9 protein-coding genes and 3 pseudogenes are annotated in these 12,767 nt (G+C 39.2%); 4 read left to right on the top strand and 8 right to left on the bottom strand.

Annotation, left to right across the window (positions count from 1 at the left end):
* Positions 1–95: 95 nt before the first annotated feature.
* From ACZM60_RS13140 to ACZM60_RS13160, 5 genes and pseudogenes are all read right to left on the bottom strand, one after another.
* Positions 96–785: pseudogene (locus ACZM60_RS13140) on the bottom strand (ABC transporter permease); the annotation flags it as partial.
* Positions 786–791: 6 nt separating this feature from the next.
* Complete coding sequence (locus ACZM60_RS13145) at positions 792–1,889, bottom strand: ABC transporter permease (protein WP_489521723.1); 1,098 nt, start codon at positions 1,887–1,889, stop codon at positions 792–794.
* A gap of 32 nt (positions 1,890–1,921) precedes the next feature.
* Positions 1,922–3,382, bottom strand: a complete 1,461-nt coding sequence (locus ACZM60_RS13150) for an ATP-binding cassette domain-containing protein (protein WP_489521728.1) — start codon at positions 3,380–3,382, stop codon at positions 1,922–1,924.
* A 16-nt stretch (positions 3,383–3,398) separates the two neighbouring features.
* Positions 3,399–4,295 (bottom strand): annotated as a pseudogene (locus ACZM60_RS13155) (HlyD family secretion protein).
* Between the two features lie 14 nt (positions 4,296–4,309).
* The gene (locus tag ACZM60_RS13160; RefSeq protein WP_489521724.1) at positions 4,310–5,578 is read right to left on the bottom strand and encodes a TolC family protein; all 1,269 of its coding nucleotides are present in this window, start codon (positions 5,576–5,578) and stop codon (positions 4,310–4,312) included.
* A 160-nt stretch (positions 5,579–5,738) separates the two neighbouring features.
* On the opposite strand from ACZM60_RS13160, the gene ACZM60_RS13165 reads away from it, so the two are divergent.
* Positions 5,739–6,644, top strand: coding sequence for a helix-turn-helix domain-containing protein (locus ACZM60_RS13165; protein ID WP_489521725.1), 906 nt, complete (start codon positions 5,739–5,741; stop codon positions 6,642–6,644).
* Positions 6,645–6,703: 59 nt separating this feature from the next.
* Here ACZM60_RS13165 and bamJ (ACZM60_RS13170) read toward each other — a convergent pair whose 3' ends face one another.
* Both bamJ (ACZM60_RS13170) and bamJ (ACZM60_RS13175) read right to left on the bottom strand, forming a co-directional pair.
* Positions 6,704–7,579: a BamJ family beta-barrel-assembly machinery protein gene (bamJ, locus tag ACZM60_RS13170; protein WP_489521726.1), complete on the bottom strand. Its 876-nt coding sequence runs from the start codon at positions 7,577–7,579 to the stop codon at positions 6,704–6,706.
* A 42-nt stretch (positions 7,580–7,621) separates the two neighbouring features.
* Complete coding sequence (gene bamJ, locus ACZM60_RS13175) at positions 7,622–8,206, bottom strand: BamJ family beta-barrel-assembly machinery protein (protein WP_021972061.1); 585 nt, start codon at positions 8,204–8,206, stop codon at positions 7,622–7,624.
* Between the two features lie 138 nt (positions 8,207–8,344).
* Between bamJ (ACZM60_RS13175) and ACZM60_RS13180 the strand changes: the two genes are divergently transcribed.
* Both ACZM60_RS13180 and rd read left to right on the top strand, forming a co-directional pair.
* Positions 8,345–9,052 (top strand): SIR2 family NAD-dependent protein deacylase, encoded by a 708-nt coding sequence (locus ACZM60_RS13180; RefSeq protein WP_021972062.1) that lies wholly within the window; start codon positions 8,345–8,347, stop codon positions 9,050–9,052.
* A 71-nt stretch (positions 9,053–9,123) separates the two neighbouring features.
* Positions 9,124–9,288 (top strand): rubredoxin, encoded by a 165-nt coding sequence (rd, locus tag ACZM60_RS13185; protein WP_021972063.1) that lies wholly within the window; start codon positions 9,124–9,126, stop codon positions 9,286–9,288.
* Positions 9,289–9,410: 122 nt separating this feature from the next.
* On the opposite strand, the gene ACZM60_RS13190 is transcribed toward rd, so the two are convergent.
* Positions 9,411–11,114, bottom strand: a complete 1,704-nt coding sequence (locus ACZM60_RS13190) for a GH35 family beta-galactosidase (protein WP_489521727.1) — start codon at positions 11,112–11,114, stop codon at positions 9,411–9,413.
* Between the two features lie 690 nt (positions 11,115–11,804).
* On the opposite strand from ACZM60_RS13190, the pseudogene ACZM60_RS13195 reads away from it, so the two are divergent.
* Positions 11,805–12,671 (top strand): annotated as a pseudogene (locus ACZM60_RS13195) (helix-turn-helix domain-containing protein); the annotation flags it as partial.
* Positions 12,672–12,767 lie beyond the last annotated feature (96 nt).

Here is a 12,767-nt window from a genome sequence, read left to right on the forward strand (position 1 = left end):
GGCGTACTGCATGTTTCCAAAAAAGCCGTGTATCAATGTACAACGTACATTTGACACACAGCTTGCTTTGTTTTGAATTCGTCGAATTCACGTTATATTATCCAGGCCAGTATTATGCATAGATTTAATACGATAAAACCGATAAACCAGTAGGGGAGCAGTTTGGCTAAGGTGAATGTAAAACGACTGACTGGACTGACGTTGATTTGTTCGATAGTCCCCTTTTCTTTTTCACTGACTACATTCAATGCCGGTAGAAAGCCGCAAATCATCACCAGCAACATGGTCATTAGAGCGGGTACCATGAATATTTTGTAATCCAGATGTGGATTAAAACGGTATAGAATTGAAGGCGATGTACTTTGAGGGTTAAGTATTTGTTGCAGGTAAGTACTTCCCAAGCCACCTTTGGTTCCGTTTACGGCATTTATTGCTATCAAGGCTGAAGCAGACCGTCCGTTAACTTGTTCTTTTTCGAAACCTTTGGGTATCTCAAGTAACATGTCAACTCGGTCTCTTTCGATATTCTCCAATCCTTTTTCGTATGTATCAGGAAGAGTCATCAGTTTGAAGTATGGTGAAGCTTCTATACGGTGAATGAGTCGAATGGAAGAAGGACTATGGTCATGATCGATTATGGCTATACGTAGGTCCTCTATTTCCAATGTTGCGGCCCATGGCATAATTAGCATGATAACACAGGGAAATATCAGGATGAGTCGAGGCAGGAAACTATTCCGGCGCAACTGTTTGAATTCTTTTTCAATAAGATATCGTAGTACCATATTATTCTATTCTAAACGGTTTTTAAACTTTTTAGTTGTGATACCAATAAGTATAACAGCCATAAGCAGCAGGATAAGGACTTCCTGCCAGACATAAGATAGTGGAACACCTTCTATCATCAGTTTCCGTACTAAGGCTACATACCATCGTGCTGGAATTATGCAGGATAGCCATTGTAGGGGAGCTGGCATGCTTTCTATGGGAAAGATAATGCCTGATAAAATGATTGTAGGAATCAGTAAAACCATAGCCGATGCAAGTAGGGCTGCTACTTGAGTATGAGTAATGCATGAGATAAGCAGACCTAAAGCGAGTGAAACAAAAATGAACAGGAGTGATACTCCTAATAAACTGAATAAATTGCCTGCAATAGGAACATCAAGGACAAAAAAAGATAGCAGTAAAATTGTAGTTAAGTTGACGATAGATAATACAAAGTAAGGGACAGTCTTTGATAAAATAACCCATATCGGGCTTATTGGAGAAACAAGCAAGATTTCCATTGTACCAGTTTCTTTTTCCCGTACGATGGATATAGATGTCATCATAGCACAAATGAGCATCAGAATTAATCCCATGACACCAGGTACAAAATTATAGGCACTTTTCATTTGAGGATTGTAGAGTAGTTTTCCAGAAACTATGATTTTCCCTTTAGGATTGTCTTGCTTCAGTGCTGCCAGTGCTTTCGATAATATTCCGTTTGCATAAGCACTACGGGTGATGGCTAAGTTGGGTTCAGTGGCGTCAGCTATAATTTGTAGTTGTTCGGAATCAAAACGTAACCGGTTTAAATCATGACTTATAATGACAGCAAGTTCTATCTTATTTCTTTTCAATAAATGCTCTATTTCATCGGGAGAATGTACAATATACTTTACGGTAAAGTATTCACTTGCATCCAGCCGGTCAACGATACGTTGTACGTCAGCATCTGCTGAATTTACAAGAACAGCAGTTTGTACGTTGCGTACTTCTGTAGAGATGGCAAATCCGAAAAGTATAATTTGTATGATAGGCATTCCAATAAGTATCAGCATTGTACGCTTATCGCGCAGAATGTGATAAAATTCTTTCCTGATAAATGCAATGAATTGTTTCATACTCTTAGTATAATGTACGACAATGTAAAATGTTAGTTATGATTTCGTTTGGCTTCTCGCGCAAGCATTTGAAAAACTTCGTCCATGTTCTGAGCTTGAAAATGAGCTTTTAAGCCTGTTGGGGTATCCAAGGCCCGGATACGTCCGTCTACCATCATCGAAATTCGGTCACAGTATTCTGCTTCATCCATATAGTGAGTAGTAACGAATATCGTGATTCCTTGTTCGGCGGCTTGATAGATGAGTTCCCAAAACTGGCGTCGTGTAGCAGGATCCACTCCTCCTGTTGGTTCATCGAGAAAGACGAGTTGTGGGCGATGAAATATTGCAACCGAAAAAGCCAGACGTTGTTTCCAGCCTAAGGGAAGGGATTGGACTACAGTATTTCGTTCTTCGTATAATCCGATACGCCGTAGCATTGCTTCTGTTCGCGCTGGAATTTCTTTTTTAGAAACTCCATATATTCCTCCAAAAAGACGTACATTTTCGCTGACTGTTAAATCTTCGTATAAAGAAAACCTTTGACTCATGTATCCTATATGCCGTTTTATGTTTTCGCTTTGTGTCCTGACATCGTAGCCCATTACTTCGGCATATCCTTCTGTCGGCAAACTTAAACCACATAAGATACGCATTGCAGTTGTTTTACCTGCACCGTTAGCTCCTAAAAAGCCAAATATTTCTCCTCGTTTTACTTCAAATGAGATATGGTCGACAGCCGTAAATGTACCAAAGCATTTTACCAGATTGTTCACTTTTATAATAGGTCGTTCGTTTTCTTCGGTGTGGTTGTGTTTCAAACCAGGAGGACAAAGAATATCTTTAAATTGTTCTAATATGATACTGGGAGTATTTATGCCTCTTATTCTGCCTTCGTATAAGAAAGCTATTCGGTCGCATTTCCGGGCTTCATCCATAAAAGGAGTAGAAACTAAGATTGTAATGCCTTTATCACGTAATCTCTTCAGCATTACCCAAAACTCTTTTCTTGAAACGGGATCCACTCCGGTTGTTGGCTCATCGAGGAATAGAATCTTGGGAGAATGTATTAAGGCACAGCAAAGAGCCAGTTTTTGCTTCATTCCTCCTGATAATGCTCCTGCACGGCGCTTTCTGAAAGGAGCTATTTGTTCGTATATTTCCCGTATCTGATCATAGTGCTCCTCTATGGTCGTCTGAAAGATCGTAGCGAAAAAATTCAGATTTTCTTCTACTGTCAAGTCTTGGTAGAGAGAAAAACGTCCCGGCATGTAGCCTATTTCTCGTCTGATGCAACGGAATTCGTTTTGAACATCATATCCTAATACAGAAGCCTCGCCTGAATCAGCATTTAATAAGGTTGTGAGGATGCGGAATAATGTAGTCTTTCCTGCACCGTCAGGACCTATTAGTCCAAATAGCTCTCCTTGCTGTATATTTAGTGAAATGTCTTGCAGCGCTTTAACTGTTCCGTAGCATTTACAGAGATGTTGTGTGTCGATGACAGGATTCATATTTTTATTCATGTTGTTATTGATCGAATTTTACTTCTCCATACATTCCTATTTTAATGCTGCCGTCATTTCTGACAGCTATTTTTACAGCATATACCTGATTGGCACGTTCGTCTTCTGTTAATATTGTCTTAGGAGTGAATTCCGCCTCGTCGGCTATCCAACTTATTGTTCCTTGATATTCTTTTTGATTGCCATTTCAAAAGTCTGCAAATACTTTGACCTGTTCACCTAATTTGACTTTTTCTAACTGTGAGGAAGTGACATAGGCCCGTAAGAAAATATTTTCAGTATCGGCTATTTTGAAAAGAGGCTTTCCTGCAGCAGCCAGTTCGCCTGGTTCTGTATATTTGGCAAGTACTGTTCCGCTGATAGGAGAAAGAATATGGCATTTGTTTAACAGATCTTCTGTTTGGAGAATCTGGATAGCTACAGAGGAACTTTGCTCATTTAAACTTTGTGTATTGTTGGTGAGAGAAGATATCTGTGCTTCCAACTGACTTTGTAATACGGCAATTTGAGCATCCCAGTCGTCAAGTTGTTTGCGGTTAGCTGCATTTGCTTTCAACAAATTATCGACTCGCGTACGTTCACGATGTGCTGTTGCAAGTTGTTTTTGGGTAGCAGCTATTTGCTTGTGGATATCAGGACGCAGTTTATCCACCGATTTCATGTTTGCTTCTAACTGAAGCTTTTTCAAATAGAGCTGAATCGTATCTATGAGTCCGACTTCTTCTCCTTGAGTGAGATGCGTGCCTTCTTCTGCATTAAGGTAGAATAATTTACCGTTCGATTCTGCGGAAACAATAATTTCTGTAGCTTCGAATGTACCTGTTGCATCAAAGTCGACATTGGGCCGACAGGCAGAAAAGAAAATAGATAAGGCGATAAATGAAAAATATTTTTTCTTCATAAGGCTGAAACATATTAATATGTTGGGGAATTGGTAAGGTGTTTTCTGTTATACAGATTCATGAGTAACTGAATCTTATGAATAGCCTGAGTTTGTCGTGCCAGACTTTCGGATGTCACTTCACGTAACATTTCAGTAACTGTTAATGTTCCGTTGGCTACTTTGGCTTCGGCTGCCTGACGAATGTTGGAACGCAGGCGAATCATTTCATCATCTTCTATCATTTGTTGACGTAAGGCTTTGATTATTCCATCTTGTTCAGTCAATTTCAATTGTGTCTTAAAAAGAAATACATCTCGATTGTTCTGAATTTGCCGGTGTAGTATATCGAGTTTCTGCTTGTCATTTTTCAAGGTATATAGACTACCAAAGTTCCATGTCAGCCGTGCACCTACCATATAGTAAGCTGTAAATTTATCTTTTAACATGTCCAATCCGGGATTACCATATCCCCCTTGGGCGAAAAATCCTAATTGTGGCATATACCCGGCACGAAGGTTGCGTTGTCGGATATAGAGCGTTTGCTCTTGGGCCTCGTATAGTTGAAGTTCCGGCCGGTTGATGCTTGTGTAACTTTCATTGTTTTCTGTCGCTTTCGGAACCACGAATTGGGTATTATCATCAATCGTTTTTCCTGTCAGTAATGCAAGCATATGCAAATAAGCATGACGGTTGGCAGAAAGTAAAGTACGTTGTTGTTTGGTATTTAGTATTTCTACTTTTACAGCGTCTACATCTGCATCATTAGCTATGCCATTGTTTCGGTAAGCTTCTATATTTTTCAGATTCCGTTGCAGGTTTTCGTTAAGCAGGGAATTTTGGTGTAACTGTTCGTTTAAAAGCAGAATCCCAAAGTATACCTGATTAACCTGTTCGTGAAGTGCATACATACTAACATCCAGCTGACGCTTGTTCTCACGACTTACGGCTTTTATCTCTTCTTTTTGATTATGAATCTTTCCACCGTCCCAGATGTTTTGTTTGACTTCTATTATGGCTTGGTATTGATCTTTAGATAATCCTCTAAATCCGATACCTGGTATTTCAAATGGCAAAGTTGTAGCATCGCTTTGATAAGATATTTTTCCACTGACACTGATTTGTGGAAGGTTCCCTTTTTCTACGTTCGATACTGTGTATTGTTCCGAAAGTTGAATGAGATTATATTGTCGGACGAGGGGATAATTTTCTTGTGCAGCCTGCTGGCATTCGTCTAATGTTATTTGTGCCTTTGTATTTAAAGTAATGATGGCAGACAGAACGAATAAGATTATTCTAATCATGGCATGTTGTTTTATTGTTGTTATACAAAGTTAAAGTCTTTCTATCTATCCATGAGGTCCTATTGGTTTTTGTAAATGTTCTGTTTGTTCGATTATATATCGATTTTACCCCTTTATTGGATGCTATTATTATCTTTGCAGGAAATAAATGTATTTTGTTATGAAACAAAATAATCTTTTGCTTTTGGCTTTAAAGCAGATTTTTGAGTTGTCAACTATTTCTGGCAATGCTTACCGGTTTGTTTCTGCAGAGTTGGGACTGGTACGTTCTATGAGGGGAACTTTGGGTATTCCGGAACAAATCTTGACATTGGGACAGCCCTATCGTCTGACTGAAGGTCGTGTTTTGTTTATGCATGCAGGTTATATCCGTGTCAGAGCCAATCTGATAGAACTGACACTTTCAGCACGACAATTGATAGTAGCCTCTCCGGGAACGATTCTTCAGATTTTGGAAGTATCGAAAGATTGTGAATTAGAAATGCTTGCCTTTACAAATAGTTTGATGGAGGGGTGGCAAAAAGAAATGCTTTTACAAATGTTTTTGCAGGGAAGGCTTTATGTACAACTTGACTTGGATGAAAAGGAAGAGAAACGCATTCAATCGTTTTTTGATATGTTGTGGAATATTGTACACGATGAGCCTTTTCCTCGTGAAATGGTCAGAAGCCTGATTTCAGCATTGTTTCATCAAATACATGCTTATCGTATGCAGGAAATGTCAGAAGACAGACAGCAACGTACGCGGCAAGAAGAAGTTTTCAACAGGTTTCTTTTACTTGTTAATAAGTATGCCATCCGTGAACGAAGTATTGTATTTTATGCCGAAAAATTATACCTGACTCCCCGTTATTTAAGTACGCTAATAAGGCAGACGAGTGGTCGTACTGTTATGGACTGGGTGAATGAAGCTGTTATACAAGAAGCTAAGTTATTACTTCGTCATTCAGATAAACTGGTTTATCAGATTGCCGATGATCTTAATTTTCCTAATGCATCTTTCTTCTGCAAGTATTTTCGGAGATTGACAGGAAAGACACCTCATGAATATCGGTTAGGCGAATAAAAAAACAGGTACGGAGATGAAATCCGTACCTGTTTCAGTATAGAGACAGTTTTTAAAACTTATTTCTTATCTTCTTTTTCGATGCTGATTAATTCAACTTCAAAAATCAGGGTAGAGAAAGGTTTGATCTTGCCAGTTTCACGTGAACCGTAAGCCAATTCCTGAGGAATATATAATTCCCATTTAGAACCAACAGGCATCATAGTCAGAGCTTCAGTCCATCCTTTGATAACCTGGTTAGCACGGAATGTTGTCGGTTCGTTACGTTCGTATGAACTATCAAACTGAGTACCGTCAATCAATGTTCCTTTGTAGTGTACTTTAACTCTTGCTGTTTCAGTAGGCACTTCTCCTTTACCTTCAGTGATTACTTTGTACTGCAAGCCACTAGGAGTAACTTTAACACCTTCTTTGCTCTTGTTCTTAGTAAGGAACTCTTCATTCTGTTTCTTATAGTCGGCATATTGAGTTTCCAATGCTTTTTCTTTGATAGCTTCAGCCTTTGTATTAACATATACAGCAGCAGAATCGGTCGGAACAATAGCTTGTTTCTTTACAGCAGCAACGAAACCAGCCAGGAAGTTTTCTTTGCTCAAGCTCTGAGTAGAATCACCGTTGAAAATACGGCTGCTGATAGCATCGAACATATCTCCACTGATTTGCTGTCCAATTTGGATACCAGCCATATAAGCTTTCTGCTTAGCATCAGTCTGTTTCAATCCTTCTTCAATACCTCTTACAAAGTCAGCCATGTGAGTTGAGTCTATACCCAGACGTCCCATAGCATATTCTTCCAGTCCCTGAGTATTGCTGACACCCATCATATAAGAAAGAGTATCAATGTCGCTTTTCATGTTTGCCTTTGGGCTTTGAGCTGTACATGATGCCAGTCCAGCTGCGGCTGCAAACATCATGATTAAAGTACTTTTTTTCATTTACTTTTATTTTAAAATTATAATTTATCGATTTTAGGTTTCTTAGAGAACTTCAATCAGTTCTACTTCAAAAATCAATGTGCTGTGAGGAGGAATCATTTCACCTGCTCCCTGTGCACCATATGCCAGTTCTGAAGGAATATAAAGTTTCCATTTTGCACCTTCTGACATAAGCTGAAGTGCTTCAACCCATCCTTTAATAACTTGGTTGACGCCGAATACAGCAGGTTCGCCACGCTTGATAGAACTATCGAACAAGGTACCATCTATCAATGTTCCTTCATAGTGGCAGCGTACACGGTCAGTTGCTTTCGGTTTTTTACCGTTGCCTTCCTTGATAACTTCGTATTGCAGTCCGCTTGGTAATGTTACAACGTTTGGGTTCTTTTTGTTTTCTTCGAGGAATTTCTTTCCTTTTGCTATATTTTCAGCATTCATCTTTTCTTCCAGCTCGGTGAAATATTTGTTCACAATATCACGAGCTTCAGTATGAGTAATAGCTGTCTGGTTTCCCTCTAATACGTCTTTGATAGCCTGTGCAAAGTCGTTTACTTCGATGCCGCGGGCACCCATGCTTAACAGATTTTGGCCTATACCCAGACCAATGGCGTAACTAAATTTATCCATGTAATTATATTTATTAGTATGTAATATTCTTTAAAAGCATGGCAAAGGTATCTTTTTTCTTTGAATATGAGCATCTTTAAGCGATTAAAAATTCTTATTTTTGTCACTGTATCTAAAATAGAACGAAAATATTTGTGTATGAAAAAGCTGGTAATACTCACTGGTGCGGGAATGAGTGCTGAAAGCGGTATCAGTACATTCCGTGATTCGGGTGGCTTATGGGATCGTTATCCTGTAGAGCAAGTTGCTACACCCGAAGGTTATGCTGCCAATCCGAAGTTGGTAATCGATTTTTATAATGAACGGCGTAAACAATTGCTGACAGTGAAACCTAATCGAGGACATGAGTTGATAGCAGAACTTGAAAAATATTTTGATGTGACAGTTATTACACAAAATATTGATAATTTGCATGAGCGTGCAGGCAGTCACCATGTTATTCATTTGCATGGAGAACTCACTAAAGTTACATCCAGTTGGCAACCGAACAATCCTAAGTTTATAAAGGAATTAAAGCCAGAAGAGTATGAAGTAAAAATGGGGGATGTAGCTGCTGACGGTTCACAGCTGCGTCCGTTTATAGTCTGGTTTGGAGAAAGTGTGCCAATGATAGAAACAGCTATTGATTATGCAGAACAGGCTGATATATTTGTCATTATTGGCACATCCTTGAATGTCTATCCTGCTGCCGGCTTGCTGAATTATGTCCCTTCTCGTGTTCCGGTATACCTTATCGATCCGAAAGAAGTCGCCATTGCTTCGGGGCGGCAAGTACATGTTATTCGTAAAGGAGCGTCAGAAGGTATGGAAGAATTAAAAAATATGTTACTAAATGAAACAGTGTAAACAAATTCTTTCTATATTTGTTTTCATAGTAAAGTAACAATAAATACTAACTTAGAATAAACGATAAAATTATGAAAAAGTACATTTGCACAGTATGCGATTGGGTTTATGACCCAGAGGTTGGAGATCCAGATGGTGGTATCGCTCCGGGAACAGCGTTTGAAGATCTTCCTGATGACTGGGTTTGCCCGGTTTGCGGTGTAGGAAAAGAAGATTTCCAGGAAGTTACAGAATAATTTCCGGCCGAAAAATATAATATAGCCCGACTTGCATGCGGATTTATCCGAAACAAGTCGGGCTATTCTTATATATAATAAGGAGTAGAAAACCATGAGTCAAAGTTGAATTGGTTTAGATTTTAGTATGTGTATAATCGGATATGTAATATACTGAAATTATCGACTCCAATGCGTGCATGACGTCCTTGATGAGTTTGATCTCCATTTAGTCTACGGATATATTGCATAGAACCATCTTCGCAGATTTTTACTTCATCTACACTACCTATTCCGATGCGTGTACCTCCGTTCCATTTCTCTGTAATTGGACTGTTACATTCTTTTGCGAAACCGTCTTCGCCCAATTGTTTCTGTGTTATACTTCGTATTTCATCAAAACTTTGAAATTCGACGACTATTCCACTTCCGGCAATAATATATTCATCTTCGGTTAGACGTATAATAATTCCCCCTCCTTCTGGCCAGTTACTTCCATTTGTTGCACGTGAATCCCAAGGCAATGTGAAAAAATGCCGGCAAATAAGATTAGTGTTGTCCCATGTCAATATTCGTTCTTGATTATTTTTATCGAAAAGCAATCCTTTCATCATTCCTTTTCCTTGAAAACGTGTAATTAGTGGCATTAGTTCTTTTAGCTTTTGATACGCTTGTATTAATGGATATTCAGGATTATCCGGAGTATCTTCTATTGAAAAAGGACTGAATCCAATGCAATCGTGTTCTCCAAATACGTAGAATGCCCGTACGCCATCATTGGGTTCAAGACGTATTTCAGGGATGAAGAGTGGGTTATTATGTAGTTTGTATTGTGCTGTCCAACTTGTAAATCCTTTATCGTATAAATCTGGAGCCATCAAATCTATATCAGGAGCAGCGCAGTGCCAAATATCAATAAGATGTGCCAATGGACCGGCCGATGGATATTCACCGGGTTTTCGTCCACGACTATTCATCGCAGCATTAACATACATAGGAATATTGTATATTTTACGTCCGTGTTGTATCATACGTTCTACATATAAAGCATAGTGCCATGCCATAAAGATTTCATCAGTATAAATATCATTTCCAAATACTTCTTGCCATGTACCTGTAATCTTTTTCCCTGCTTTCTGCCATTTGTTATATAACCATGGATGAAGAGTCTTATTATTGGCTTTTAAATAGTTCGTGAGTTTTTCAGGTATTTCCGAATAAAATCGTTGGTTGGCTTCTTTTGAGTAATCACGTGCGTTCTCTAACATACCAATTTCATTTTCAACTTGCATCATTATTACAGTGTGTTCAGTACTGTCTATTTGTGAAATATGTTTTAGTAACTGTCCGAAAGCATGTGAATCAGCTTGAAATACATTTTCAGAAAAAGGACTGGCCATTTCAAGAGGTTTACCTGTTTGCGTATGTGTGCGGGGATATTTTTTGTAATTGCTTTTGAACCAAATAGGAGTATAGCAGCTCATTGAGTTTTTCCAGGCACCGAACCATAAGAATACGACTTTTAAATTATTGCAACGTGCCTGTGTTATAATTTTGTCGATGAGTATAAAATCAAAGCATCCTTGTCGAGGCTCAATTAAATCCCAGTAGGCAGGTACCAGAACTGCATTTAATCCCATACGTTGCAGTTTCGGAAAAATTTGTTCAATATCTTTTGTAGAAGAAGCAGATGAATTACCTAATTCACCAGCCAAAAGCAACATTGGTTTGTCTGCAACAATTAATTGTGTTGCAGTCCCTTGTTTTATCCAATGAGGAATACTTTGTTGGGCAATAACAGGTATGGTTAGTAACCAGAAACATAGAATAGAAAAAAAGTTTTTCATATTAGAAATATCAAAATATTTAGATTAAAAGGAGATTTATTTGCCACGAAAGTAATGTAAAAAAACGATGAGAACAATGAAAAAATGAGGCAATAGTATGCTGCATAACATAAATGTACTGTCTATTATAGTTTATGTAACATTCATCTTATGTCATGTTCTTTAAATAGAAATAATTGTATCGCTGATTTCTGATCGATAAAAGTTGCTCTATTACATTTGCATTGGTTATAAGAGTATTATAATGGCATATGTAGTACATGTTAGAATATCCTTATTTATTATAAATTCTTTTATTAAACACTAATATTTCATTTTATGAAAAACGGAGAATGTATTTAGAAGCGTAGAACAACCAAAAACAATCAGAAATATCCAAGCATAAACATTTAATTATCAATACATTCTAAAAATTAACACTTTTCGGCTGCTTTTTGATACTTCCCAAATTTCCACATATTTTTGAGACGTATTTCTGACGTGGAGAATTTGCGGGGCTTGTTTTTTGTCACACCGTGCAGACAGTTGACAAGGGTTTACAACCGTTTACAACAAGCGACAATATCCTCCCCGACATTCATCGATGGTCACATCGTGTAGAAAGGCGACAACCGTTGACTGCCGTTTACATCCGTTCACCACTTCAGGAATACAGGATTGAAGAAATGAACCAGTAAACGATAAAGCAGTATGAAAGCAACCCGAAAATGCAGTTTTTGCGGCAAATCCTTTGTAACCCGCAGCGGAATGCAAAGGTATTGCAGCGAGGCTTGTCAGGCGGAAGCCCGACGAGCCAGAATGACACAGAAGAATAACCTCTTCAAGGCCGTCCGGCCAATCATGGAGATACAGCATCAGGAGTATCTCACCTTTTCCAAAGCAGCCATACTCATGGGCTGTTCCCGACAGTACATCTATAAACTTGTAGCCATGGGCAAGCTGAAAGCCTCACGCATCAGCAACCGCATGGCATTCATCCGCAGAGCCGACATCGAGCGGATGATGGAGGGTAATCCCTACCATCGCATCCTGCCCGGCAGCACTTCCACACCGAAAAAATCTGCTTCATCTTCCTTCCCGGTGAAAAAAGAAAAAAGGGAAAAGGTAACCGATGAAGTGCTGGACTTCTATTCCGGTGAAGAGGTGATGTCCCTTTATAAAGTCAAGCAGTCATGGCTCTATACCACTGCCAAACGCAACCGCATCCCCATCTGCCGTATCGCTGGAAAGAACTATTACAGCAAGAAGCATGTTGACGAGTTCTTCGGTACGGCTGTTGATATGGAAAGTATCACCGACTGGCTCCTGACTGAAGAAGCGAAAGAGCAGTTCGGTATGAAGCCTGCCGCACTCCGGGCATACGCCTACCGGCACAGGATACCGACCAAAAGAGAATACGGCCGCACCTATTACTCCAAGTCCCATCTGGACGAACTCCGCAGAACCGACCTTGTGAACGACGAGCGTTATTACACCGTGGAACAGGTCCGGCAGATTTACGGGCTTTCCTCCGCCAACATCTGCCATATCGTCAAGGTTAAGCACATCGAAAAGATACCTGAGTTCGGGATAAGTTTAGAATAAGGCCAGTTGTTTTGAGTCCTCAATATAGTATCCTTGCAATGCATCCGGTTTGTTTTCAAAGAAACAATA

This window comes from Phocaeicola sp., assembly GCF_057861905.1.

Excerpts from the sequence above, each read along its gene's own strand:
- ACZM60_RS13180 (WP_021972062.1), top strand. The coding sequence starts at position 8,345 with ATGAAAAAGCTGGTAATACTCACTGGTGCGGGAATGAGTGCTGAAAGC.
- bamJ (WP_489521726.1), bottom strand. The coding sequence starts at position 7,579 with ATGAAAAAAAGTACTTTAATCATGATGTTTGCAGCCGCAGCTGGACTG.
- ACZM60_RS13150 (WP_489521728.1), bottom strand. The coding sequence starts at position 3,382 with ATGAATCCTGTCATCGACACACAACATCTCTGTAAATGCTACGGAACA.
- ACZM60_RS13145 (WP_489521723.1), bottom strand. The coding sequence starts at position 1,889 with ATGAAACAATTCATTGCATTTATCAGGAAAGAATTTTATCACATTCTG.
- ACZM60_RS13160 (WP_489521724.1), bottom strand. The coding sequence starts at position 5,578 with ATGATTAGAATAATCTTATTCGTTCTGTCTGCCATCATTACTTTAAAT.
- bamJ (WP_021972061.1), bottom strand. The coding sequence starts at position 8,206 with ATGGATAAATTTAGTTACGCCATTGGTCTGGGTATAGGCCAAAATCTG.
- rd (WP_021972063.1), top strand. The coding sequence starts at position 9,124 with ATGAAAAAGTACATTTGCACAGTATGCGATTGGGTTTATGACCCAGAG.
- ACZM60_RS13165 (WP_489521725.1), top strand. The coding sequence starts at position 5,739 with ATGAAACAAAATAATCTTTTGCTTTTGGCTTTAAAGCAGATTTTTGAG.
- ACZM60_RS13190 (WP_489521727.1), bottom strand. The coding sequence starts at position 11,114 with ATGAAAAACTTTTTTTCTATTCTATGTTTCTGGTTACTAACCATACCT.